Below are 24,928 nucleotides of genomic sequence, written 5' to 3'. Positions count from 1 at the left end.
AATGCTCAGGCGCTGGCCGGCCAGACGGGCGATTGACCTGTGCGATCCACAGGTCAATCCACGTTGCGCGCCAGCGGATGAATGGCCGCAGAATGGCAGCCTGCGGCTGCTCAGTTTCAACATCCAGGTGGGCATCAGCACCCAGCGGTACCACCACTACCTGACACGCAGCTGGCAGCATTTGCTGCCGCATGCCGGGCGCAGCGGCAATCTGCAACGGATTGGCGATCTACTCGGTGATTTCGACCTGGTCGCGTTGCAGGAGGTCGATGGCGGCAGCCTGCGTTCGGGCTACGTCAATCAGGTCGAGCACCTCGCGCACCTCGGCGCTTTCCCTTACTGGTATCAGCAACTCAACCGCAACCTCGGCCGTCTGGCGCAGCACAGCAATGGCGTGCTCAGCCGTTTGCGCCCCAGCCTGCTGGAAGATCATCCATTGCCCGGCCCGCCTGGCCGTGGCGCGATGTTGCTGCGCCTGGGCGAAGGGCCGGATGCAGTCGCCGTGGTAATGATGCACCTGTCCCTTGGCGCGCGTACCCGCACGCGCCAGTTGGCTTATATCCGCGAACTGCTGGGTGACTATCGGCACATAGTGCTGATGGGTGACATGAACACCCATGCCAATGACCTGCTGCAGCACTCACCGCTGCGCGATCTTGATCTGGTTGCTCCGCAGATCGAGGCAACTTTTCCCAGTTGGCGACCGCAGCGTTGCCTTGATCACATTCTGCTCAGCCCTGGCTTGCCGCTGGAGCGTTGTGAGGTGTTGTCGCAGCCAATTTCCGACCACCTGCCGGTGGCGGTGCAAATTCGCTTGCCCACTTCACTCTATGAGCCTGCAACGCCTATGCTGATTGGGCCTTAAGTTTGGATCGCCACCATGACCGATGATGCCCAGCGCTGGAAAAGCAAGTACCTAGAAAGCCTGGAACAGCAAGAGAAGCTTGAACGTCGCTGGGATGCCCGGCTCGACCTGCTAAGGCGCGGCCTGGTGCGCAGCTCGCTGGCAGCCGAGGGCAGCGACAAGTCAGTTGACCAGTGCATGCAGGAGCTGCGCGATATTCTGCGCCGCGATGATATCGATAAGGGGCTTTCGGCACTGATTCCGCGTCTGGAAAAGGCCGTGCTGGACTCTGAGAAACACCGTCAGGATCGCGTCGAGCAGAACATTTCAGGTGTGACGAGTCTGACCGATCAACTGCTCGCCCTGGAGCCGCCGCGCGAGGTGCGCAAAGCGCTCAAGCAATTTGCCAAACGCATTGAGGAACGTGCCAGTCAACCGCGCGAACTGCCCGCGCTGCTCAGTGAATTAAGCAATCTGCAGCAGCAGGCCCTGGCCGCGCTTGATGGCGAGGCCAGCCAGGCGCGTCCGGGGTTTCTCCAGCGTCTGTTTGGCAGCAAGGACGCAGTGCCTGCTAGCCCTGATGACAGCGCGCCGGCGTCAGCCGATATGCTGCCACCCGCAACGTCAGCCCCGGCTGTTATCGCGCAACCTCAAGCCGCAGTACAGGCTGCTGAAGTGGCGGTAAACCCGAACAACGAGGCGCCTGCGCCCGCCGCACCTGCCACGCCAAATCCCGTGTTAGAACCACAGTCTGTGGTGGCAATCCCGCCCAGCGCAGCAGCGCCAGCAACAGTTGCACCCGCTCAGGGCTCTAGCGATCCGGCCTATGCCCTGCCGGAAATTCCCGAGCCGGGTTACAGCGCCGTCGCCCCGCATATCGGTGACAGCCTGATGGGCCTGCTCGATGAACTGGAGCTGCCGGAGCGCCATCAACCGCAGGGCGAGGCCTTGCGCCAGCGCGTGCAGGGCGGCTTGAACTGGTACGAACTGGTGGCGGTGCTGGACGATCTGGCGGTGCTGGTGCTGGCCGTGACCGACAGTGGTCAGCGTGAGTTTGCCAGTTACCTGAAGCAGCTCAACGAGCGTCTGGCATCGTTTCTCAGCACCCTCAGCGAGGCCCATGAGGGCTACAGCGAGTCGGTAGAAAGCGCGCGCAGCTTTAATCAGGAACTGCGTGAGCAGGTCAGCGGCTTGCAGGCCAGCGTGCAGGATGCGGTTGATCTGCCGACCCTCAAGCAATCACTGGAAGCGCGCCTGGACGGCTTGCTCAGCACCGTCAGTGAGCACCAGAAGCATCGCGACGGTCATGAGGACGAAGTGGCGCAACGCCTGCAAAGCCTGACCCAGAAGGTCGCGGATATGGAGCAGGAAGCGCAGAGCTTCCGCGATCACCTCGAAGAACAACGGCAGAAAGCTCTGATCGATCCGCTTACCGGCCTACCTAATCGGGCCGGCTGGAGCGAGCGCCTGGAGCTGGAGATGGCGCGTTGGAAACGCTATGGCGGCGAGTTGCTGCTGGCGGTGCTGGATATTGATCACTTCAAACGGATCAATGATGGTTACGGACACCTGGCTGGCGACAAGGTGTTGAAGATCATTGCCGGCGAGCTGGCCAAGCGCCTGCGCAAAACCGATTTCATTGCCCGTTTCGGCGGCGAAGAGTTTGTTCTGCTGATTCCTTCGACACCCATGGAAGGTGGTCAACAGCTGCTACAAACCCTGCTCGAGGGCGTCGAGCAGTGTCCGTTCCACTTTCGCGGTGAGCGCGTGACCATCACCCTCTCGGCGGGTTTGACCGCATTTGCCGGTGAGGAAGGCAGTGACCAGGTGTTCGAGCGAGCTGATCAGGCGCTGTATCGGGCCAAGAGCGGCGGACGCAACCGGGTTGAGCTGAGTTAATTCGGCTCAGGCCACTGCGTGCAGGTAGGGCTTCCAGCTCTCCGGAATGCTGTCCAGCTGAGGGTAACCGAGGCTGCGCAGGTGCCCGCCGGCGAGCAGGAAGGGCGTATGCCGCAGTGCCTGCGGCACATCGCGCAGCTCTGGTAGCCAGAGGCTGACGTACTGCGCGTCGGGGTCATATTCACGGGCCTGGCGTAGGGCATTGAACACCCGGTTGTGCCGTGGATCGTTGCCCACGCCGGCCAGGTAAGCCCAATTGCCCCAGTTGCTGGCCGGGTCGTAATCAATCAGGTGTTCCTCGAACCAGGCTGCACCGTGGCGCCAGTCTTGTTGCAGGTCATTGATCAGGTAGCTGGCGACTACCTGCCTGCCGCGATTTGACATAAATCCGGTGGCGGCCAGTTCGCGCATATTGGCATCCACCAGCGGCATGCCGGTGCGTCCGCGTGACCAGTCTTGAAAGCGTTGATCCAGTTGCTGTGGTGCACGCTCGGTAGCTTTCAGGCCGCCGGCCTTGAACAGCGCGCTACCGTGACGAATCAGGGTCCAGCGGAAGAAGTCGCGCCAGAGCATCTCCACCCACAGCCAGTGGGTCGAATCATTGCGTTTGAACTGCGCCTCATGCCGACGCAGCTCGGCCACCACGCGGCGTGCGGACAGGCTGCCGTTGGCCAGCCAAGGTGAGAACTTCGTCGAGTACTCGCTGCCGATCATGCCGTTGCGGGTGTCCTTGTACTGCCGCACACCTTGGGTTTTCCACAGGTAGTCACGCAGCCGGCCCAGCGCAGCCGGTTCGCCGCCGGAGAAGGGGAAGGCGCTGGCCGCTACGCTGAGCGGCTCGCCGAGGCCCAATTGGGTCAGTGTTGGCAGTGGTTGCATCAGTGCCAGCGCACCATCCGGTAGCCCCGGTAAATGCTCTGGCGCATGGCGCGGCTGGAACACCTGCAAGCGCTCTTCTACCAGGCTGCGGAATTTACTGAACACATGGGGCAGTTGCTCAACACTGAAAGGCAGCTCTTCAGCGCGTAGCAGGTTGTTGGCGGGGGCTTGCTGCAGGACCGCGTCGCCGAGACGACACGCAACGCGTGCCACCTGAGCGCGTTCGTCGGGGGCAATTTCCTCCAGGGTCAGCACCTGGTTCAGATTGAACTGGGCGACCAGCTGGGGGATTGCCTGTTCTGCCGAGCCGATGACTACCAGCAGGTGTGAACCGCGCTGGCGCAATTCGCCTTCCAGCGCCACCAGGCTTTCCAGCAGAAAGCGCGCGCGGTGAACGCCCATAGGGCGCATGCCGAATTCGTTGAGCTGCAGCAGTACCGGGTCCAGTACATACACCGGTAGTAGGCATTCGGCGGTCAGGCCCGCCTGCAGGGCAGGGTGGTCATCAAGGCGTAGATCCTGTTTGAACCACAGCAGTGCGCGCATGGTGTGATCCCCTAATCGATACAAGGGCTGTACAAAAAATACATGTTTGTACAGATTCCTAGTCTAGCAGCGTCAGACGCACCTTGCCCAGGCAACAGACCAGCGTGGCGTTTGTGCCTGATCAAAGGCGTTTTCTGCCGACATAAGCACTAAACTCTGCCGATCTGTTGAGGAGTAGTTATGGAAATTTTCGGCATCGCCGCGTTGATCTTTCTGGTCACCGACCCCTTCGGCAATATCGCCATCTTTATCGCCGCACTGAAGAATGTGCCGGAGAAGCGCCGCTTGCGGGTCGCCGCGCGTGAGCTGTTGTTTGCCCTGGCGTTGTTGCTGCTGTTTCTTACCTTTGGTGACAAAGTGCTCAGCGCCTTGGGCCTGTCGCGGGAGGCAACCGCGATTGCCGGCGGTATCATCCTGTTTGTGATCGCTATGCGCCTGATCTTCCCTGGCCCGCAAGGGGTGTTGGGTGATGTGCCGGATGGCGAACCGATGCTGGTGCCGCTGGCCACCCCAGCGGTGGCCGGTCCCTCAGCCCTGGCGGTGTTGATGACTCTGCGCAACACCCACGACGGGCCGCTCTGGGAGCTCTACGTCGCAGTGCTGCTGGCCTGGGCGGCGACCGCATTTATTCTGTTGCAGGCCTCGTTGCTGCAGCGTTTTCTTGGACCTCGCGGGTTGACCGCAGTGGAGCGGCTGATGGGCATGCTATTGATCATGCTCAGCGTCGACATGCTGCTGGATAACCTGCAAAGCGTGTTGCATATCAGCCCATGAGAGTTCTGAGTTTAAGTTTTCTGGTCTTGTTGCTGGCCGGTTGCAGCAGCGGCCTACGCATTGATGACAGCCATACCGCCACTGGGCAGAACAGCCGCGTGCAGTACATCGTGTTGCACTACACCTCTACCGATTTGGCGCGTTCGCTGCAACTGCTGACCGAGACCGAGGTGAGCAGCCATTACCTGATCGGCGAAGCACCGGCGACCATCTACCGCCTGGTCGATGAAAACCGCCGCGCCTGGCATGCCGGCGAGAGCCAGTGGCAAGGGCGCACCTGGCTCAATGGCACCTCGATTGGTATCGAGCTGGTCAACCAGGGCTTCTACGACACCCCCACCGGCCGCTACTGGCAGCCTTTTGCCCCGGCGCAGATCGATGCGCTGATCGTGCTGCTCAAGGACATCATGCAGCGCCACCAGTTGCCGCCCGGCAGCATCCTGGCGCACAGCGATGTCGCCCCGCAGCGCAAGGTTGACCCCGGTCCGCTATTTCCCTGGAAGCGCCTGGCCGATGCCGGACTGATGCCCTGGCCAGATGCCGCCGAGGTGGCGCATGAGCAGGCACTGTTCAGTGCCAGCCTGCCAAGCGTTAAGTGGTTTCAGGAGCAGCTGGCGCGCCAGGGCTATGCCGTGCCCAGCCATGGCGAGTTAGACCAGGCCACGCGCAACGTGATCGCTGCCCTGCAGATGAAGTACCGCCCGGCACGCTATGACGGCGAGCCGGATGCTGAGACGGCGGCTTTGCTTTTGGTGCTTAACCGCCAGCAGTAAGCAGTCGTTATCGCGGCGTGGTGGCGATCAGCCGCGAATCAGCTAGAGCTGCCGTGCGGTGCTCGGTTGCCGCGCGGTACTCCGGGTCGGCAAGCATACTCAGGAAAGCGGCCTTCGATGGGTAGCGCACCAGCAGCAGTTCATCCCAGTGCTCATCGGCCGGGGCAATCAGGGCAGCCTGCGCGGCGGCCATGATCTGCACCTCTCCACCGACTCCACGCACCTTGCGCAGCGCCGTTTGGCTGTAGCGCGCATAGGCTTCGCGCCCGCTACACGGCGCATGGTGCTGGCGGCGGCATAGCTGGCCTGGGCCTGGAAACGCAGCAGGTTGAGCATCAGCAGCGGCGTATCGTCCGCCACATCGGCGGTGAATGCGGCCAGTTGGGCGGGGCTGGGGTTGATGCTGGGCATGGCGGCGCTCCTCGGGACTGGAGCGCTGAGTGTCGACATGCACTGGCCAATAGGCAATCTGCATCAGCCTGGCTGATTGCGCGTAATCGACGGCTTATACCGGCAGCGCGACATAGAACTGCGCGCCTTGCCCTGCGCGTGAGTGCACGCCGATCTGCCCGCCGTGCAGCTGGACGATCTCCTTGCACAGCGCCAGGCCCAGGCCGGCGCCGCCTTTCTTGCGGCTGACCTGGACGAAGGGTTCGAAGATCCGTGTCTGCTGACGATAGGGAATGCCCTCGCCGTTGTCTTCCACGCTGAGTACCACCCGTTCGTCCTGCTGCCGCGCTTGCAGGCGGATCTGCCCACCGGGGTGGCTGTGGCGCAGGGCGTTACCGATCAGGTTGTCGAGCACCCGTTCGATCTGCAGCGGGTCGATCTGCACGTCCGGCAGCTCGCTGTGCACCTCACAGGCCAGGCTGACCTGCAGCTCGGCGGCCTGGGCGCCGAAGCGCTGTTGGGTTTGCAGCAGAAGCGGCTCCAGAGCGCAGGCAGACAACTCCAGGGTTTGCAGGCCGTTCTGGTAGCGCGAGAAGTTCAGCAGATCGTTGATCAGTCGCAACAGACGCTGCATTTCCTCATCCACGGTGTTCAGCAGGTCGGCTTCGCGGGATTCGGCGGCGAACTGCAGGCGCTCCTGCAGCAGGGCAAATGCCATCAGCATGCCGGTCACCGGCGTACGTAGCTCGTGCGAGGCGCGCAGCACGAACTCGCTGCGCACCCGTTCAAAGGCGCGCTGTTCGGTGACATCGCGCAGCACCATCACCGCGCACATCAGGCGGCCTTCATTGTGGCTGACCCCGGACAGGCTGTAGGCCAGCAAACGGTTTTCACCGTCGATCTGTACCTGCAGGTCGTCCAGGGTTTCGTCCAGGCTTTCGCCCTGCAGCACCCGCTGCAGTTGCTCGGCCAGATCGGCGCGGTTCAGTGCCACGTCGAGGGTCTGCCCGAGCTGTTCGTCGCCCCAGTTCAACTGGCGCAGGGCCACCGGGTTGATGTGCTCGACCCGGCCGGCGCAATCGAAGATCAGCAGGCCGTCATCGATGCTGTCGAGTACCGCCTGCAGACGTTGCTGCTCGGCTTGCAGCGCTTCGACATCGCTGTTCTTGAACTCGCGCAGCGCTTCGGCCATCAGGCCGAAGCGCTGGCTCAGGGCGGACATTTCCGCCACCGGGGTCAGCGGCAGGGTGACCTGAAAGTCGCCCTGGCCGATCTGGTCAGCGGCCCGCGCCAGGGCCTCAATTGGCCGGCCGAAGCGCTGGGCGATGCTATGTGCGGTGACAAAGCCAATCACCAGTACCGCCAGGCCGATCAGCCCGAGCAGGCCGGCGATCAGCCAGGCTCGTTCGCGGGCGCTTGTTTCTTCCTGATCCACGGCCTTGATGTAGCGCGTTTGCACCGCGTTGATGCGGTCACGCAGAGCTTCAATGGCGCGGCCGAAGCTGTCATTGCGCAGCAGTTCGCGGCGTACGGTCAGGGGTTTGGCCAGCAGGTCATCGAAGCTGGCGTAGGCACGTTCGAGTTCGGCAATGGCCTGATGATCGCTCTCGTCGGTGGCGCTCTCAGCGGCCCGTTGCAGCCAGCGTTTGAACTGCAGGTCAGAGGTTTTCAGGGCCTCGCGGTCGAGATCTTCGGCGAGCAGCAGAATCACCTGCTTGCCCAGCTCCTGACGCAAGCCCAGGCTGGCGTCGATGATCTGCAGGTTGCGGGTCATCGCCTGGCTCTGCACCTGGGTCAGCTGCAACACGCTGAACATGCCCAGCAACAGCCCCACCAGGGCCACGGTGAGCAGCGCGCTGCTGCTTATAAATAGCCGGCTGCGCAGGTTCACAGGCTGAGTTGCTTGCGTTTGCGGTACAGGGTCGAGGCGTCGATGCCGAGGGTTTTTGCCGCCTGGTCGAGGCTTTCGCTGTTGGCCATCACGGCGCTGATATGCGCTTTTTCCAGGGCTTCCAGGCTCAGTTGGTCACCGATTTGCGGCGCGCACTGGCTGCTCGCAGCGCTCAGTCCGAGGTGGCTGACCTGCACCAGCTCCTCGGTGCAGATGATGCTGGCGCGCTCGATGACGTTGCGCAGCTCGCGGATATTGCCCGGCCAGGCATAGCTCAGCAGCGCCTCACGCGCCTCTTCACTGAAGTTGCGCGCGGGGCGTGCGTACTCGACGACAAAGCGCGCGAGAAAGCGCTCGGCCAGATCGAGGATGTCCTCGCGCCGTTCGCGTAGCGGTGGCAGGGTCAGGGTGATGACGTTGAGGCGATACAGCAGGTCTTCGCGGAAATGTCCCTGTTGAACCATCTCATCCAGATTGAGGTTGGTCGCCGCGAGAATCCGCACATCGGCCTGGCGGGTTACCGGGTCACCGATGCGCTCGTATTGCTTGTCCTGAATAAAACGCAGCAGTTTGGGCTGCAGCGCCAATGGGAAGTCACCGATCTCGTCGAGGAACAGGCTGCCACCATCGGCCTGGTTTACGCGCCCCAGGGTGCTTTCGCTGGCGCCGGTAAAAGAGCCGCGGTTATGCCCGAACAGCTCGCTTTCCATCAGCTCGGCGCTCAGCGATGGGCAGTTGATGGTGATGCAGGATTTCTTCGCGCGCTTGCTCCAGCGGTGAATGGCCTGTGCCAACTCGCCCTTGCCGGTGCCGGATTCGCCGAGGATGAGGATATTGGCGTCGGTGTCGGCCACCTGCTTGGCCGTCTGCAGCACCGCCATCAGCGCCGGGCTCTGCGAGTCGAGGCCGTCGCCGGGCTTGCGTACATAGCCTTCCAGGCGCTCCAGACGTTCGACCAGCTGGCGGGCTTCCAGCTGTTTGGCTGCGGCCAGGCGCAGCTGCTCCGGGCTGCAGGGTTTGACCAGATAATCCGCCGCACCGGCTTGGATCGCATCCACTGCAGTGTCCACTGCCGAGTGCGCGGTAACGATCACGACACGCATCCAGGGTGCCTGCAGGCGCATCTGCGCCAGCACCTCCAGGCCGTCATCCGCGCCCAGGCGCAGGTCGAGAAAGCACAGATCGAAGACCTGGCGCAGCAACAAGGCATCGGCCTGTGCCGCACTACTCGCGGTACTCACCTGATAACCCTGATCTTCCAGGCAATAGCGAAAGGTGCGCAGGATGGCCGTCTCGTCATCCACCAGCAGAATGCGCCCCAGGCTGTGTTCCTCTGTGCTTGCATGCATAGCCATCTCCTTCTTATCCCGCACACAGTCATTGCGTGCACAGGGTTAGTCCGCAGCGCGTCGTGCAAGTTGCACGGCCGTTCTGCACCGATCATGCAAGCTGCAAGCCTGTCGCCTTCGTTTTCATGTCATAAGTTATTGATATTTATGAATTTATATCGATAAGGAAAGCTGGCATGGCACTTGCGATCTACCAGTAACGGCGGCGACAAACGGCCGCTCGCTTGATCGTTATCCATTGGAGGAACTGCCATGCATAAATTGAAAACTCTGGCCCTGGCCACTGCGACCGCCGGCCTGATCGGCCTGGCCCCTTTCGCTGCCTATGCTGCCGAGGGTGATACCAGCCGTGCGCTGAGCGAGGCGCGCCAGGAAGGCTCGATCTGGACTGCGTTTGCCCTTAACCGCCACCTCAACCCCTTCACCATCGACGTGGATGTGGAAAACGGCAGCGCCAAGCTGACCGGTAAGGTGGAAACCGATGTCGAGCGCGATTTGGCTGAACAGATCGCCCTCGGTATTGAAGGGGTGAAGAAGGTCGACAACCAGCTGACCCTCGACCCGAACTTCGAAGCCAAGGCCAGCGCCGAGCCAAACCTGTCGCAACGTTTTGACGACGCGACTCTGGTGGCCACGGTGAAATCCAAGCTGTTGTGGAACAGTAATACCGAAGGGTTGGACATCAACGTCAACGCAGAAAACGGCATGGTCAGCCTGATCGGTAGTGCGCAGAGCGCCGAGGCCAAGGACCTGGCCGGTCGTCTGGCGGCCAACACCGAAGGCGTGCGTGAGGTGAACAACCTGCTTAGCGTCAGCGCCACTGACAGCACTGCGGCCAAGGCACAGAACGCGGCCGATGAAACCGCTGCGGCGATCAGCGATGCGTGGATCACCAGCAAGGTGAAATCCAGCTTTATCTATAGCCGCAACCTCGACGGTTTGAATATTTCGGTCGACACCCAGAAGGGCATGGTCAGCCTCAGCGGCAGCGTGCTGAGCAACGCCGAGAAGCAATTGGCCGTTGAAACCGCCCGCAACATCCGTGGCGTGCGCGGTGTTGATGCCGATGCTTTGCGCGTCGCCAGCTGATCCATCCGGGCAGCGGCCATGCCGGCCGCTACCTGTTGTCTGAGGCTGCCTTGCCGCTTGGGCAGCCGCTACAACTCACAGGAGATCCACCATGACTGACACCACCGAACAACTCAACGAACTGATCGAAATCACCCGTGATGGCCAGCGCTTCTACCAGCACGCTCACGATGAAGTGAAGGATGTGCGTCTGCAGGTGCTGTTCCGCGACATGTCGCAGAGCAAGAGCGAGCTGATCCGCGCGCTGTCGGTGAAAGTTACCGCCAACCAGGAAGTTCCGGCCAGCGGCGGTACCTTTGTCGGCAAGCTGCGTCAGATTTATGCCGATACCAAAGCTAGCTTGGCCAGTGACACCGAGGCCACCTACGTGGCGCAACTGGAAGAAGCCGAAGACCGCATTCTGCATGCGTTTGAGGATGCTCTAGAAGGTTCAGAGCCGAGTGTGCAGGCCCTGTTGGCGGTAGAAATGCCGAAAGTTCGTGCCAACCATGACCGTATGCGCACCTTGAAGCAGTCCATGCAGTAAGCACGCTCCGGTGTGGCCTGTGCCACACCGGGTCATCTAGCGCCACGGCGCACACTTGAGTAGAGAAGGAGTTTCGCCATGTTGAGTTGGGCCATTACCTTTCTGATTATCGCCATCATCGCTGCAGTCCTGGGCTTCGGCGGTATCGCCGGCACCGCCACGGGTATCGCGAAGATTCTGTTCGTGGTGTTCCTGGTGATGTTTATCGTCTCGTTCATCATGGGCCGTCGCCCACGTGGATAGAGGAGCAACCATGACCATCAAGACGCTGCTTGCCGCCCTGTTGCTGGGCGGTAGTGCGGCGGCTTTGGCCGCGGACACCGACGGCCAATTCCGCCTCAATGAACTGCTCGCCAGTGACCCTGCTTACCAAGAAAGCTGGCAAGAGCTGGTAGAGGATGAAAGCCGTTTGCCGGATTGGGTGATGAACCTCAGCGGCATCGCCAGCCCGATGCAGGGCCTGGATGATGACGGCGACAAGTACCTGGTCGGTCAGCTGTGCGAAGAGCACAACTGCTTCAACCAGCGCCTCTACGTAGCCTTCAGCTGGGACAAGGACGATGCCTATGCCCTCTACGTGCAACTGCCCGACGGCCTGCCGACGGACAAGGCACCCAGTCAGCATGCGACCCTACGCTGGCTCGGCGATCCAGATGAAGCCACTCAGCAGTTGCTGCTAGAGCAGCTGAAGAGCGATCCCAACTGGTACTAGCAGGCGGTTGAAAAATCACCTGCGTTGCCGATACGGCGTTAAACACCGGCTCGGCAAGCCGCTTGCGGCTAACGCGCTATTAGCGCGGCCCGAAGGGCGAGTGGAGCGAGTAATGCTCATTTACAACATGTGAACTGCGCTTCCTCGCCTGTTTTTGCCTTGTCTCGGCTGTCTCGCCTACGTTTCTCAACGGCCTGCTAAGCGGCGCAGCTTCGTTATGGCGATCTGTGGATGCAAGAATCCACACAATCGCCATAACGACTGCACACTCCCACCACAAAGTGACCTCAGCATGGCCCCCGTGTTTGCATCATTTACGGGGAACTTCGCCATGTTTGATTGTTTATCCATTCCTAAGATCAGCGTCGGTCGCCGGCTTGTGCTGCTGATCGCCTTGGTTCTGTCACAGCCCGCGCTGGCCAGCGAGCAATCCACCGCCGAGCACAGCGAAAGTCCTTATTTCGCGGTACAGAGCGACGATCCCGCAGTGGATCGCTTACCGCTCAAGGCCACCAAAGTCGAGGTGCGGGTATTGGGGGTGATCGCCGATGTGCGGGTTGTTCAGCAATACCGCAACGAGGGTACGCGGGCGCTGGAGGCGCGATATGTGTTTCCCTGCTCGACCCGCGCGGCGGTGTACGGCATGACCGTGCGCTTGGGCGAGCGTGAACTACAGGCGCAGATCCGCGAGAAGCAGAAGGCCCAGCAGGAGTATCAACAGGCCAAGAGCGCCGGTAAAACGGCGGCCCTGCTCGAACAACAGCGCGAAAATGTATTCCAGATGAATGTCGCCAATATCCTGCCCGGTGATGTGGTCGACGTGGAGCTGCGTTATACCGAGTTGCTGCTGCCCACCGATGGCGTCTACAGCTTCGTTTTCCCTACCGTGGTCGGGCCGCGCTACAACGGCAGTACCGGCAGTGAGAGCCAGAAGGCTGGCCCCTGGGTCAGCACACCATATTTGCCCGAGGGCGAAGCGACGCGCGATGCTTTCTCGCTCGAGGTGGAGTTGCAGTCGCCGGTGCCGTTGGCCGATATCCGCTCGCCAAGCCACAAGATCGAACTGCAACAGAGCACGCCGAGTCAGGCGCGGGTCAGCCTGGGCAGCGATGCGGGGCAGAGCAATAACCGCGATTTCATCCTCGACTATCGTTTGAGTGGCGCCACTTTCGAGAGCGGCGTGCTGCTGTCCAAAGGCGCCGAGGAAAACTTCTTCCTGGCCTTGATCGCGCCGCCGGCGAAGGTGAAAAGCCAGATGCTGGTGCCGCGCGAATATATCTTCGTGGTGGATATCTCCGGCTCCATGCATGGCTTCCCGCTGGATACCGCCAAGCGCCTGCTGAAGAATCTGCTCGGGCGTTTGCGCCCGGTCGACAGCTTCAATGTGCTGTTGTTCTCTGGCAGTAGCAGCATGCTCGCCGATGAGTCGCAGGCGGCTACCCCAGCGAATATCGAGACTGCGTTGGGTATGCTCGACACCACGATGGGCTCGGGCGGCACCGAGCTGCTGCCGGCGTTGCGCAAGGCACTGGCTGTGCCGAGCGATCCCGAGCGGGCGCGTAGCTTTGTAGTGGTCACCGATGGTTTTGTGTCGGTTGAACGCGAGGCCTTCGAGCTGGTGCGCAACAATCTGGACAAGGCCAATATGTTCGCCTTCGGTATTGGCAGCTCGGTCAATCGTCAGCTGATCGAGGGCCTGGCGCGGGCCGGGCAAGGCGAGCCTTTCGTAGTCCTCAACGAGGCGGCGGCGGACGAGCAGGCCGAGCGCTTTCGGCAGATGATCGATGCGCCGGTGCTGGCCAATCCGCAGGTGCGTTTCGCTGGCTTGCAGGTCTATGACGTCGAGCCCGTGGCCTTGCCGGATCTGTTCGCTCAGCGGCCTCTGGTAGTGTTCGGCAAATGGCGCGGCGAGGCGCGCGGCAGCCTGCAAGTGGAGGGGCGCGGCGCGGCCGGGCCGTATCGAGTTGAAGTGCCGATCAGGCCCGAGATGGCCAGCGCGAGCAATCAGGCGCTGGGCTATTTATGGGCACGGCATAAGGTCGCCAGCCTTACCGATCAGGAAACCCTCGAAGGCGACTACGCCCATAGCCAGGCGATTCTCGACCTGGGTCTGAAATACAGCCTGTTGACGGCCTACACCTCGTTTATCGCCGTGGACGAACAGGTACGCAACCCCGATCCGGCCGCTGCCGCCAGCGTCAAACAGCCTTTGCCGCTGCCTCAGGGCGTGAGCAACCAGGCAGTAGGTGCGCTGGTGTCGAGTACTCCGGAGCCGAGTCTCTGGCTGATGTTGCTGGTCGCGGTTCTGGGTATGGGCTGGCTGGCGCGCCAGCATGCTCGTCAGGAGCAGCTTGAGTGATATCGGCGCTCCCAATGGCTTGGCCGCGCACTGGGGCCAACCCGCCGAGGTGGCTGTGGTTGCTGCTGCCGGCATTGGCGCTGTGGCCGGTGTGGCAGTGGAGCGCGCGGCGCATGAGCGATGGCTCCGACGATCCGTTCGGCATAGTCGCGCTGCTTGCCTTAGTGCTGATGCTCTGGCGCGAGCGCCGCCAGTTATCAGCCGCGCCGCGGCTGCCCTGGTTACTGCTGACAGTGCTGCTCTGCGCGGTGGCCGGGTTGGTGCCAGGCTTGCCACCGTTATTGCGCGCGGTAGTGGCGGTGCTGACGCTGTTCGCCGGGGTGCTGGCGCTGCGCGCGCCGGGGCAGGCGCTGCTGGCCTGGCTGGGGTTGGGTTTGTTGGCGCTGCCGATCATGTCGTCCCTGCAGTTCTTTATCGGCTATCCGCTGCGGGTGCTGACCGCTGAGGTCAGCGCCTGGTTGCTGCGCGCCGGCGGGCTGGAGGTGCTACGCCAAGGCAGCACGCTGGAAGTGTCCGGGCAACTCATCATGGTCGATGCACCCTGTTCGGGCATTCAGATGGCCTGGGTCGCCTACTTCACTGCGTTCGCCACCGCCGCTTGGCTACGCATGGGCGATCGCCAGTTACTGCGCCGTTTGCCGCTGCTCGGGGTGCTGATACTGGCCGGCAATATTCTGCGCAATAGCCTGCTGATCCTGCAGGAAACCGGGCGTCTGGATTGGCCCGGCTGGATGCACGAGGGCACCGGCTTGCTGGTGTTCATCGGCGTTTGTGCGCTGGTGCTGCGCTATATGATGGCGAACGGTACGGCCCACGAAGTGACGCTTGCGCCACTGGCGCCTGAGCTGCCGGGCCACCGGCCGTCGCTGCAGCCGGCGTTGCAAGTGGTGTTGCTCACGGCGTTCGTGGCTGTGGCGCTGTGGCCGCTGTTGGCAGCGCCTGCGGCTGTTGAGCCAAGGTACGGCAGCTTTGTCGAGTGGCCAGCGCAATACGCTGGCGAGCCATTGCGACCGTTGGCCTTGTCGGCGGTGGAGCAGCGTTTCACTGCGCAGTTTCCCGGCGCTATCGCCCGTTTTAGTGCGGGCGCGCGGGCGGTCACGCTGCGCCATGTGACTCGTCCCACGCGTAAGTTGCATCCGGCCGCAGACTGCTACCGCGGTCTGGGGTATCGCATTCAGGCCATCCATCTGGAGCAGCGCAGTGATGGCGACGGCTTGCAGCGCTGTTTTGTCGCCAGTGGTCATGGCGTCGATCTGCGTGTATGCGAGTACATTGAGGACGCCGCTGGGCAGAGTTTTAGCGATAACTCGGCTTGGTACTGGTCGGCGCTCAGTGGGGGCTCGGTGGGGCCATGGCGAGCTGTGAGTACGGCTGAGCGGTTGTGAAAGCGCCCGCTGCGGCGGACAAGGGTTCGCCCTCTCCGCCCGGCGATGGCTAGTGGTTGTATGTCTCGCGGCTCAAGCGCGCCATAGCGGTTAACCCCACCCCAGCCTCTCTTAACAGGCCGTTGAAAACGTTGGCGAGGCAGCCAGCGCAAGGCAAAAACAGGCGAAAAAGCGGAGTTTACGAGTTGTAAATGAGCATTTTGAGCCGGTTTTTAACGCCGCGATGGCAACGCAGGTAGTTTTTCAACAGCCTGCTAAGCCGCGCTATCATCGCGACCACTGATCTGGGGGAGAGACGGCATGCTCAATTGGCTCTGGCTGGGTTTTTTCGTGGTGGCGGCGCTTGCCGGCTTGTCGCGTTGGCTGCTCGGTGACGATCCGGCGGTATTTGCCGCCATGGTCGAGAGCCTGTTTGCCATGGCCAAGCTGTCGGTCGAGGTCATGGTGCTGCTGTTCGGCACCCTGACCCTCTGGCTCGGCCTGCTGCGCATCGCCGAGAAAGCTGGCCTGGTCGATGCCCTGGCGCGGATGCTCGGCCCGCTGTTTGCGCGGCTGATGCCGGAAGTCCCGCGTGGTCACCCGGCCCTCGGCCTGATCACCATGAACTTCGCCGCCAATGGCCTGGGCCTGGACAACGCCGCCACGCCGATTGGCCTCAAGGCCATGCGCGCGCTGCAGACCCTCAACCCCAGCAACACCACGGCGAGTAACGCGCAGATCCTGTTTCTGGTGCTCAACGCCTCGTCGCTAACCCTGCTGCCCGTAACCATCTTTATGTACCGCGCCCAGCAAGGCGCGCCCGATCCAACCCTGGTATTCCTGCCGATTCTACTGGCGACCAGCGCTTCGACCCTGGTCGGCCTGCTGTCGGTGGCGCTGATGCAGCGTCTGCGCCTGTGGGACCCGGTGGTGCTGGCCTACCTGATCCCCGGCGCGCTGTTGCTCGGCAGCTTTATGGCCGTGCTGGCGACCATGTCGGCCACGGCGCTGGCGGCCCTGTCGTCGCTGGCCGGCAACCTCACGCTGTTCGGCATCGTCTTGCTGTTTCTGCTGCTCGGTGCGTTGAAGAAGGTGGCGGTGTACGAAGAGTTTGTCGAAGGCGCTAAGGAAGGCTTCGACGTGGCCAAGAGCCTGCTGCCCTACCTGGTGGCGATGCTCTGCGCGATTGGCGTGTTACGTGCGTCCGGTGCGCTGGAGTTCGGCCTTGACGGCATTCGTTGGCTGGTTGAGGCAGTTGGCTGGGACACCCGCTTTGTCGAAGCGCTGCCCACCGCGCTGGTCAAACCGTTTTCCGGCAGCGCAGCGCGCGCCATGTTGATCGAAACCATGCAGACCCAGGGTGTCGACAGCTTCGCCGCGCTGATCGCCGCCACGGTGCAGGGCAGCACGGAAACCACCTTCTATGTGCTGGCCGTGTACTTCGGTGCGGTGGGTATTCAGCGCGTACGGCATGCCGTGGGTTGCGCGCTGCTGGCCGAGTTTGCTGGGGTGGTGGCGGCCATATTGGTGTGCTACTGGTTTTTTGGCTGAGCCCTGCGGTTACTCCACAACCTTAAACCGCAACACTCCGATCATCTGCCCGGCCTCGGTCAGCACCTGGACCTGCCAACGGCCTACGGCGTCGGCAGGGAAGTTCTGTTTGTGGGTCCAGGCGCGGTAGCCCTCTTTGCGTCCGCCGTGGATATCCAGGGCGATGCGTTCGACTTCGCCGCCATCGCGCCGCCACACGTGATAAATCCGCTCGTTCAGCCCGCGCGGCGCATTGATTGCGGTGTAGGCGAACAGGCCCTGGCTGCGTAGCTGCGCCACGCTCAGTTGCTTGATGCTCTCACCCGGCGCGCGGTTCTGGTTATCGAACTGGCTAGTCACAGCCACCTGGGTCAGCCACAGGGTTGCCGGTGGCACCCAGACGCGTACCAGCCAGCCGCCAGCACCTATCGCCAGGGTCATCCCAACCAGCAGCAGGCCACGCCACCAGCGTTGTACGGTGATGATCGTGAACAGTGAGGGAAACGACAGCACGACCGCCGCGGCAAGCGCCAACTGATAGCTCTGCGGGGTGGTCAGTTTGAAGATAATCGGCAGCGCCGTGAGCAGCACGGCGAACAGGGTCAGGGTGTGATAGGCGAGAAATAGCCAGCGCTTGGGCGCCAGCCAGCGGTAGTACAGCGGGTCGATGATCGAGACCAGCGCCGCGCTGGCCAGCAGGCCGCTGAACAGCAGCTGACCGCTGTTCCAGGTGGTGGTGATAAAGAAGAACGGCAGAACGAAAAACAGACTCTCCTGGTGGATCATCTGTGTCGCATAGCGCAACAACGGCGGCGGCAACTCGAAGCCGAACCTTTGGGCGATGCGCTCGCGCAGGATGTTTTCCAGAATCAGCCACAACCAGCTGACCAGCATCACCAGCGCCAATACCTGCGCCAGCTCGGCCTGGCGCTCGACCAGCAGAAAGCTCGCCAGCCCCGAGGCAAAGCCGAAGATTGCCACCAGTCCCGGATTACGTTGAATCAGGGCGATCAGTTTGAGCGCCTGTTGTTTCACTGCCTGCATGGGAAGTCCGATTACTCCGACCAGACGGCTAGGCGATTACCGCTTGGGTCGCTGAATTCAAAGCGCCGGCCACCGGGGAAACTGAAGATTGCCTGAGTGATCTGCCCACCCGCTGCGGCTACCTGGGCACACACGCCTTCCAGATCCGTGGCGTAAATTACCACCAGCGGGCCGCTACCCACAGCGCTATCGGTGCTAAAGCCGCCTGTCATGCGCCCGTCGGTAAAGCTGCTGTAGTGCGGGCCATAGTCGGTAAAGCGCCAGCCGAAGACGTGCTCATAGAACTGCTTGAGCAGCGGCAGGTCGACGGCGGCGAACTCGATGTAGTCGATACGCAGGTTCTGTTCGGTCTGGCTCATGGTCGCTATGCCTGGGCGAATGATCGGGCGCAGAGCATAGCGCGCCCAACGCACCAGGGCGCAAGCATCTGTCGCCTTTGGCCACGCTGTTTGGCCAGCCTTGCCACTGCCTCCGCGCAACCCGCTGGATAGGCTGCAATGGGGAATCACAGTCGGTAGAAACGCAGCCTTCGCGCCCTCGGGCCGCGCTGCGTATGGAGAGGGTAATGCGCGTTTTGATCACAGGTGCAGCCGGCTATATCGGCCAGCAGCTGCTTAACCAACTGGCTATTCAGCATCCGCAGTGGATGCTGATTGCCGCCGATATTCGCCCGCAGAACCGCGCGGGCATGAAGCTGAATATCGAGCCGGTGTTGCTCGATATCAGCCAGCCGGCCGCAGTGGAAGACTGCGTGGCCACCTGGCAGCCGCAAGCAATCGTCCACCTGGCCTCGGTAGTCACCCCGCCGCCCGGCATGAGCGACTCACAGCTGCATGCCATCGATGTCGGCGGCACCCAGGGGCTGATCCAGGCGGCTGCGACCCATGGCGTTGAGCAGTTGATTGTCACCAACTCCGGCGCCGCCTATGGCTACGACCCGCAGAATGCCGAGTGGCTGGATGAAGACCAGCCGCTGCGCGGCCATGCGCAGTTCGCCTACGCCAAGCACAAACGTGAAGTGGAGGTTTTGCTGGCTGAAGCGCGGGTGCAGCACCCGCAACTCAAGCAGCTGATACTGCGCCCCGGCACCATCCTCGGCAAACAGGTGAACAACCAGCTCACCGAGCTGTTCAAGAAGTCCGCAGTACTGGGCATTCGCGGCAGCGACAGCCGCTTCGTGTTCATCTGGGATCAGGATGTGGTGGACATCATCTGCCGCGGCCTGCGTCAGCAGAGCGCCGGCATCTTCAACCTGGCTGGCGATGGCGCCCTATCGCTCAAGGAAATCGCCGAACTGCTGGGCAAACCCTACCGCGCCCTGCCGGCCTGGCTGATCCGCACCGCGTTGCGCGTACTCAAACCCCTGGGCCTCAGCCCCTACGGCCCGGAGCAGGTGGATTTTCTGCGCTATCGCCCGGTGTTGAGCAACCGCAGGCTGAAACAGGACTTCGGCTTTAGCCCACGCTATAGCTCGCGCGAGGCATTTGTGGCGTTCTTAAGGGCGCAGGGGATTGAAGGGCAGGCTTGATTCTCGCTAGCGACTTGAACGCACGTTAGGTTTCTTGAACACATTGGTTGGTATGCAGCGAGCTGTCCTTGCTTAAGCCGCCGCCAACCACAAGGGCCGCGCTCAAGATCACGCAATTTTTAATTATGTATTGCCCTTCAAGAGTTAAGGCATAGGGGAATTTTATAAAGCAGACTTCAGGCAATACAAATAACGGCAGGATAGTCCCGAACAACTGTAAGAACAGTAGGGTCAGGGCAACTCTCAGGAGTGGTCTAAAAAGCAGGCATATACCGATGGCAATCTCCCAGTACCCCAGGATAGGGATAAAGATGTCGGGAGGAAGCCAGGTTATTGTGTTGGTTACCAGATCATTTACTGGGCTCAAGCCAAGCGGTTTCAGTGCACCAAGCCAAATAAATATGATCGATAAAGAATACTTCAGTAAAACTTGGCCGTGTTGATGCATCCATTCTGCAGCAATTTTGTCGCACCTTCCGAAGGTGAAGTTTCCTACTTTAAGCTCCATGTTGCTCCCTTGAAGATACTTAATAGATAGTTATTGGACTTTCTGTTGCGCCCGATATTCACCCGGCGTTAATCCGGTCCATTGACGAAACGCGCGGAAGAACACGCTGGGCTCCGAGTAACCGAGCAGCAGGGCGATTTCTGCGGCGGGTAAGTCGCCGGTGCTCAGGTGTTGTTCGGCCAGTTGCTGGCGCGTGTCGTTAAGCAGTTGCTGGTAGTTGCGACCTTCGTCGGCCAGGCGCCGTTGCAGGGTGCGTTCGCTCAGGTGCAGGTGGCGCGCCAGTTCGCTGCGATCTGGCTCGCCACGCGCCAGTTGTTCGCCGAGTAAAGCCACTACCCGTGCGCTTAGCCCTTCGCTGGGCAGGCGCGCGAGCAGGGCTTCGGCATGTTGGCGCAACAGGGTTTGCAACGGCGGGTTGGCCTGGATCAGCGGGGCGCTGGCCAGGCTGCGCGGCAGGACAATGCCGTAATCACTGGCGGCAAACTGCAGCGGGCAGGCGAAGGTCGCGGTGTAACTGTCCAGCGTTGGTGGCTCTGGGTGCACAAATTGCGCGCGCAGCAGCTGCCAGTTATCCAGCAGCGGATGCAGCATCTGCACCCAGCAAGCCATCAGCGCCAGCACACGGGTGCGGGTGGCTGGCAGCTCGGGGTGCAGCGGGCGATACAACAGCTGCAATTCATCGCCCTGCTCGCGTAACTGCACCTCGCCGCCTTCACCCACCAGACGCTGATAGCGCAGCCCAGCGGCCAGCGCGTCGCCGAGGGTCGGGCTACTCTGCAACAGGTAACCGAGCACGCTGAACGGGCCGGGGGCGAGGTTGCAGCCCAGGGCCAGGCCAGGTTCGGCATGTTCGATGCGACTAAGCTGTTGCCAGAGTTGTTCCTGAGTGGCGAAGGGTACGCGCGCATCGGGGTCGCTGAGTTGGCTGTCATGCAGCTCACAGGTGCTCATCAATTGGGTGCGATCAACGCCCAGGCGGCTGGCAGCATGCAGCACCGCGAGGGTGATGCTGGCGCTGACCGAGGTGTGTTGTGAGTCGAGTGTGTGCTTGGGCATGGTCTGATTCTGCCCAAAGCTGTGGCTTGGCGGTAGCGTTAAGACGTCTAGCTAAACACTTGGTTACCAGGGGCGTCGGCATTACTCCGTGCAACCTGTGGCTGAGCGGTTAGACTCTTGTCCTTCCGGGCGCACTCAAAAGGTGCGGCCGGTTCAAAAATAAACAGAAAAGGAGAACTCCCATGAAAGGTAAATCCCTGGCATGGGCCCTGTCGGCTGCACTCGCAGGTATTACCCTGAGCAGCGCCGTACAGGCCGAAGAGCAATTCGTCACCATCGGCACCGGTGGCCAAACTGGCGTTTATTACGTTGCCGGCCAATCGATCTGCCGTTTCCTCAATCGCGGTGCGGCTGAGCACGGCATCAAGTGCAACGCTCCAGCCAGTGGCGGCGGCGTGGCCAACGTCAACGGCATCCGCAGCGGCGAATTCAATTTCGGCATCATGCAGTCGGACCACCAGTTCAAGGCCATGAAGGGCGTAGCGCCGTTCGAGAAAGAAGGCGCGATGGATGACATTCGCGCAGTGTTCTCGCTGCAGAGCGAAGTGTTCACCATCCTTGCTCGCCGTGACGCCAACATCGCCAGCTTCGATGACCTCAAAGGCAAACGCGTCAATATCGGCAACCCAGGTTCCGGTCAGCGCGACACCCTGGAAGAGATCATGCAGGTCAAAGGTTGGGACCGCTCTGCGTTCTCCCTGGCGGCCGAATTGAAGCCGGCCGAGCAGGCTTCTGCTCTGGGCGACAACAATATCGATGCGATGACCTACTTCGTTGGCCATCCAAATGGCGCCATCCAGGAAGCCACCACTACCACCGACGCGGTGCTGGTGCCGGTGACCGGTGCGGAAATCGATAAGCTGCTGGCTGAGAAGAGCTACTACACCAAGGCTGATATCCCAGGCGGCGTGTACAAGGGCAACGACGCGCCAACTCCATCGATTGGCGGCAAAGCGGTGCTTTCCACCTCGGCCAAGGCCAGCCCGGAAGTGGTTTACCAGCTGGTTAAATCGGTATTCGACAACATTGATCGCTTCAAGCGTCTGCACCCTGCATTTGCCGACCTGAAAGAAGAAGACATGATCAAAGTCGGCCTCAGCGCACCGCTGCACGAAGGTGCCGTGCGTTACTACAAAGAGCGCGGCTGGCTGTAAGCAGCCTACGCTGCCCGCCCAAACAGGCTAGCGTCTCTAGATAAGCAAACCCGCAGCTGTAAGGCTGCGGGTTTTGCCGTTTCCGTACTCTCGAATGCAGGTTCGACCCATGCATGACAAGCAACTGTCCACCGAAGAACTGATCGCCCAGGATGTCGGTGCGCGTACCCCACTGGGGGCGATGGCCCAGGTAATCACCGGCCTGGCCCTGCTCTGGTCGCTGTTTCAACTGTGGATCGCTTCGCCACTGCCGTTTGTCTTTGGCATTGGTGTGTTCAACGACACCGAAACCCGCTCTATCCATCTGGCATTTGCCTTGTTGCTGGCCTTCCTCGCCTACCCGGCGTTTAAGAAGTCGCCGCGCGACCGTGTGCCGCTGCTGGATATCGCTCTAGGCTTGGTCGCTGCTTCCAGCGCCGCCTATCTGTTTATTTTCTACCAGCAGCTGGCTTTACGTCCGGGCAGCCTGACCACCGCGGATATGCTCACCGCGTGTATCGGCATCCCGTTGCTGCTGGAAGCCACCCGTCGGGTGCTCGGCCCGCCGCTGGCGATCATCGCCGTACTGTTCTTGGTCTACAGCCTGGCCGGGCCCTATATGCCGGGGATGCTGGCGCACCGTGGGGTCAGCTTCAATGCCATGGCCAACCACCAGTGGATCACTACCGAAGGGGTGTTCGGCATCGCCCTCGGCGTATCCACCAGCTTCGTGTTTCTCTTTGTGCTGTTCGGCGCCTTGCTCGAGCGCGCGGGGGCGGGGCATTACTTTATTCAGCTGGCCTTCAGCATGCTCGGCCACTTCCGTGGTGGCCCAGCCAAGGCCGCAGTGGTTGCGTCCGGCTTGACCGGGCTGATTTCCGGTTCGTCGATTGCCAACGTGGTCACCACTGGCACCTTCACCATCCCGATGATGAAACGCACTGGCTTCTCGGCCGAGAAGGCCGGCGCGGTGGAAGTAGCCTCGTCGGTGAATGGCCAGATCATGCCGCCAGTGATGGGCGCCGCGGCCTTTTTGATGGTTGAGTACATCGGCATGCCCTATGTCGAGATCATCAAGCACGCCTTCCTGCCGGCAGCGATTTCCTATATCGCGCTGCTGTATATCGTCCACCTGGAATCGCTCAAGCTCGGCCTGCAACCGGTGCCCGGGCATCAGCCCAAACCCTGGCTGCGCCGCCTGACCGGCTTCGCCTTTGGTGCGGCGCTGATCAGCGGCCTGTCGCTGGCGGTGTATTACGGCCTGGGTTGGCTCAAGCCAGCGTTGGGTGAATACGCCCTGCCGGGAGTCGGCGCGCTGCTGGCGCTGGTTTATCTGGGCCTGTTGAAAATCGCCGCCAGCGTGCCGGTGCTACCAGCCGAAGACCCGGACGCGCCGCTCGATAAACTGCCGCAAACCCGCGCTGTACTGCTCTCTGGTCTGCATTTTCTGCTGCCGGTGGTGGTGCTGGTGTGGTGTCTGATGATTGAGCGCCTGTCTCCCGGCCTGTCGGCCTTCTGGGGCAGTGTGATGCTGGTGATCATCCTGCTAACCCAGCGCCCGTTGCTGACCTGGCTGCGCACCGATGGCACGCATGCTCACGGCTCGTTTATGGACGGCGTGATCGACTTGCGTGAAGGCCTGATTGCCGGTGCGCGCAATATGATTGGCATCGGCATTGCCACGGCAGCTGCCGGGGTGATCGTCGGCGCGGTGTCGCAAACCGGGGTTGGCCTGGTATTGGCTGACTTGGTCGAGCTGCTGTCGATGGGCAACCTGCTGCTGATGCTGGTGCTTACCGCAATTTTCAGCCTGGTGCTGGGCATGGGCCTGCCGACCACTGCCAACTACATCGTGGTGTCCAGCCTGCTGGTGCCGGTGATCGTCACCCTCGGCCAGCAGAACGGCTTGATCGTGCCGCTGATTGCCGTGCACCTGTTCGTCTTCTACTTCGGCATCATGGCCGACGTGACACCGCCGGTAGGTCTGGCTTCGTTCGCTGCTGCGGCAGTGTCCAAGGGCGACCCGATCAAGACCGGGATTCAAGCGTTCTACTACAGCCTGCGTACGGCGATCTTGCCGTTCCTGTTTATTTTCAACACCGATCTGCTGCTGATCGATGTGGATTTCTGGCACGGCGTGCTGATCTTTATCATCGCCACTGTCGCCATGCTGATCTTTGCGGCCGGCAGCCAGGGCTATTTCCTGGTGCGCAGCCGCTGGTACGAGAACGTGTTGCTGCTGTTGGTGGCCTTCACCCTGTTCCGTCCGGGCTTCTGGATGGACATCGTGCATGACCCTTACCGCGACATCCCGCCAGCACAATTGGCCCAGGCTCTCGGTGATGTGGCCGATGGCAGCCAGCTGCGTCTGCGCATCAAAGGTGAGGATGCGGTCGGTGATGCCCGCGAATTCAGCCTGCTGCTGCCCGTACCGGAAGGCGCCAGCGGCGCAGAGCGTTTGGAGAAGCTCGGCCTGCTGACCTATGAAGAGGGCGGCAAGGTGCTGGTCGACAGCGTCACCTTCGGCAGCCCGGCAGCCGAAGCTGGCCTGGAGTTCGATCAGGAAATCCTCAAGGTGCGCGCCCCAACGGATCGTTGGATCAAGGAATTGATGTGGATTCCTGGTTTCCTGCTATTCGCCTTGGTGGTCTGGTTGCAGCGTCGCCGGCGGGCTAACGGCGCGGCTTGAACCGAGCCTGAAGCGTCAGTCTGCTGCGCAAATTATTGCGCAGCA

21 protein-coding genes and 1 pseudogene are annotated in these 24,928 nt (G+C 61.6%); 14 read left to right on the top strand and 8 right to left on the bottom strand.

Annotated elements, in window-relative coordinates:
- The first annotated feature begins 1 nt into the window (after position 1).
- Positions 2 to 865 (top strand): endonuclease/exonuclease/phosphatase family protein, encoded by an 864-nt coding sequence (locus ACIGEK_RS02690; protein WP_397491835.1) that lies wholly within the window; start codon positions 2 to 4, stop codon positions 863 to 865.
- Between the two features lie 15 nt (positions 866 to 880).
- Positions 881 to 2,743 (top strand): GGDEF domain-containing protein, encoded by a 1,863-nt coding sequence (locus ACIGEK_RS02685; protein ID WP_397491834.1) that lies wholly within the window; start codon positions 881 to 883, stop codon positions 2,741 to 2,743.
- Between the two features lie 6 nt (positions 2,744 to 2,749).
- Here ACIGEK_RS02685 and ACIGEK_RS02680 read toward each other — a convergent pair whose 3' ends face one another.
- Positions 2,750 to 4,168 carry a DASH family cryptochrome gene (locus ACIGEK_RS02680; protein ID WP_397491833.1) on the bottom strand — a complete coding sequence of 473 codons (1,419 nt, stop codon included), beginning with the start codon at positions 4,166 to 4,168 and terminating at the stop codon, positions 2,750 to 2,752.
- Between the two features lie 180 nt (positions 4,169 to 4,348).
- Between ACIGEK_RS02680 and ACIGEK_RS02675 the strand changes: the two genes are divergently transcribed.
- Positions 4,349 to 4,942 (top strand): MarC family protein, encoded by a 594-nt coding sequence (locus ACIGEK_RS02675; RefSeq protein WP_397491832.1) that lies wholly within the window; start codon positions 4,349 to 4,351, stop codon positions 4,940 to 4,942.
- Complete coding sequence (locus tag ACIGEK_RS02670) at positions 4,939 to 5,715, top strand: N-acetylmuramoyl-L-alanine amidase (RefSeq protein WP_397491831.1); 777 nt, start codon at positions 4,939 to 4,941, stop codon at positions 5,713 to 5,715. The genes ACIGEK_RS02675 and ACIGEK_RS02670 overlap by 4 nt, the downstream gene beginning before the upstream one ends.
- 7 nt (positions 5,716 to 5,722) lie before the next feature.
- Here the strand turns inward: ACIGEK_RS02670 and ACIGEK_RS02665 are convergent.
- The 3 genes and pseudogenes from ACIGEK_RS02665 to algB all read right to left on the bottom strand — a co-directional run bounded on the left by ACIGEK_RS02665 (position 5,723) and on the right by algB (position 9,345).
- Positions 5,723 to 6,126 (bottom strand): annotated as a pseudogene (locus ACIGEK_RS02665) (DUF1330 domain-containing protein).
- A gap of 94 nt (positions 6,127 to 6,220) precedes the next feature.
- Positions 6,221 to 7,996: a KinB sensor domain-containing domain gene (locus tag ACIGEK_RS02660; protein ID WP_397491830.1), complete on the bottom strand. Its 1,776-nt coding sequence runs from the start codon at positions 7,994 to 7,996 to the stop codon at positions 6,221 to 6,223.
- Complete coding sequence (gene algB, locus ACIGEK_RS02655) at positions 7,993 to 9,345, bottom strand: sigma-54-dependent response regulator transcription factor AlgB (protein ID WP_397491829.1); 1,353 nt, start codon at positions 9,343 to 9,345, stop codon at positions 7,993 to 7,995. The genes ACIGEK_RS02660 and algB overlap by 4 nt, the downstream gene beginning before the upstream one ends.
- Before the next feature lie 252 nt (positions 9,346 to 9,597).
- On the opposite strand from algB, the gene ACIGEK_RS02650 reads away from it, so the two are divergent.
- The 7 genes from ACIGEK_RS02650 (at position 9,598) to ACIGEK_RS02620 (ending at position 16,946) form a co-directional block, all read left to right on the top strand.
- Positions 9,598 to 10,434 (top strand): BON domain-containing protein, encoded by an 837-nt coding sequence (locus ACIGEK_RS02650; protein ID WP_397491828.1) that lies wholly within the window; start codon positions 9,598 to 9,600, stop codon positions 10,432 to 10,434.
- A gap of 91 nt (positions 10,435 to 10,525) precedes the next feature.
- Positions 10,526 to 10,960, top strand: a complete 435-nt coding sequence (locus tag ACIGEK_RS02645; RefSeq protein ID WP_397491827.1) for a PA2169 family four-helix-bundle protein — start codon at positions 10,526 to 10,528, stop codon at positions 10,958 to 10,960.
- 78 nt (positions 10,961 to 11,038) lie between these two features.
- Entirely contained in the window at positions 11,039 to 11,203 is a 165-nt protein-coding gene (locus ACIGEK_RS02640; protein WP_090379030.1) for a DUF1328 domain-containing protein, read from the top strand.
- A gap of 10 nt (positions 11,204 to 11,213) precedes the next feature.
- A complete protein-coding gene (locus tag ACIGEK_RS02635) occupies positions 11,214 to 11,672 on the top strand; it encodes an inhibitor of vertebrate lysozyme family protein (protein WP_397491826.1) in 459 nt (152 codons plus the stop codon).
- A 331-nt stretch (positions 11,673 to 12,003) separates the two neighbouring features.
- Positions 12,004 to 14,031 (top strand): VIT domain-containing protein, encoded by a 2,028-nt coding sequence (locus ACIGEK_RS02630; RefSeq protein WP_397491825.1) that lies wholly within the window; start codon positions 12,004 to 12,006, stop codon positions 14,029 to 14,031.
- Positions 14,032 to 14,045: 14 nt separating this feature from the next.
- Complete coding sequence (gene xrtQ, locus ACIGEK_RS02625; RefSeq protein WP_397491824.1) at positions 14,046 to 15,416, top strand: exosortase Q; 1,371 nt, start codon at positions 14,046 to 14,048, stop codon at positions 15,414 to 15,416.
- A 300-nt stretch (positions 15,417 to 15,716) separates the two neighbouring features.
- Complete coding sequence (locus ACIGEK_RS02620; RefSeq protein ID WP_397491823.1) at positions 15,717 to 16,946, top strand: nucleoside recognition domain-containing protein; 1,230 nt, start codon at positions 15,717 to 15,719, stop codon at positions 16,944 to 16,946.
- 9 nt (positions 16,947 to 16,955) lie between these two features.
- Here ACIGEK_RS02620 and ACIGEK_RS02615 read toward each other — a convergent pair whose 3' ends face one another.
- The gene (locus ACIGEK_RS02615; protein ID WP_397491822.1) at positions 16,956 to 17,969 is read right to left on the bottom strand and encodes a DUF5924 family protein; all 1,014 of its coding nucleotides are present in this window, start codon (positions 17,967 to 17,969) and stop codon (positions 16,956 to 16,958) included.
- 11 nt (positions 17,970 to 17,980) lie between these two features.
- Entirely contained in the window at positions 17,981 to 18,328 is a 348-nt protein-coding gene (locus ACIGEK_RS02610) for a VOC family protein (RefSeq protein WP_397491821.1), read from the bottom strand.
- 206 nt (positions 18,329 to 18,534) lie between these two features.
- Between ACIGEK_RS02610 and ACIGEK_RS02605 the strand changes: the two genes are divergently transcribed.
- Positions 18,535 to 19,497 carry an SDR family oxidoreductase gene (locus ACIGEK_RS02605; protein WP_397491820.1) on the top strand — a complete coding sequence of 321 codons (963 nt, stop codon included), beginning with the start codon at positions 18,535 to 18,537 and terminating at the stop codon, positions 19,495 to 19,497.
- Positions 19,498 to 19,522: 25 nt separating this feature from the next.
- On the opposite strand, the gene ACIGEK_RS02600 is transcribed toward ACIGEK_RS02605, so the two are convergent.
- Entirely contained in the window at positions 19,523 to 20,005 is a 483-nt protein-coding gene (locus ACIGEK_RS02600; protein ID WP_397491819.1) for a hypothetical protein, read from the bottom strand.
- Positions 20,006 to 20,035: 30 nt separating this feature from the next.
- Positions 20,036 to 21,061, bottom strand: a complete 1,026-nt coding sequence (locus tag ACIGEK_RS02595; protein WP_397491818.1) for an AraC family transcriptional regulator ligand-binding domain-containing protein — start codon at positions 21,059 to 21,061, stop codon at positions 20,036 to 20,038.
- A 182-nt stretch (positions 21,062 to 21,243) separates the two neighbouring features.
- On the opposite strand from ACIGEK_RS02595, the gene ACIGEK_RS02590 reads away from it, so the two are divergent.
- Both ACIGEK_RS02590 and ACIGEK_RS02585 read left to right on the top strand, forming a co-directional pair.
- A complete protein-coding gene (locus tag ACIGEK_RS02590) occupies positions 21,244 to 22,215 on the top strand; it encodes a TAXI family TRAP transporter solute-binding subunit (RefSeq protein ID WP_397491817.1) in 972 nt (323 codons plus the stop codon).
- 109 nt (positions 22,216 to 22,324) lie between these two features.
- Positions 22,325 to 24,883: a TRAP transporter permease gene (locus ACIGEK_RS02585; protein WP_397491816.1), complete on the top strand. Its 2,559-nt coding sequence runs from the start codon at positions 22,325 to 22,327 to the stop codon at positions 24,881 to 24,883.
- Positions 24,884 to 24,928 lie beyond the last annotated feature (45 nt).

It is taken from the genome of Pseudomonas sp. NPDC079086 (genome assembly GCF_044542155.1).
In the GTDB taxonomy this organism is placed as follows: Bacteria; Pseudomonadota; Gammaproteobacteria; order Pseudomonadales; family Pseudomonadaceae; genus Aquipseudomonas.
The sequence above is the reverse complement of the archived record's forward strand: the minus strand, read 5'-3'. Positions and strand labels throughout refer to the sequence as shown.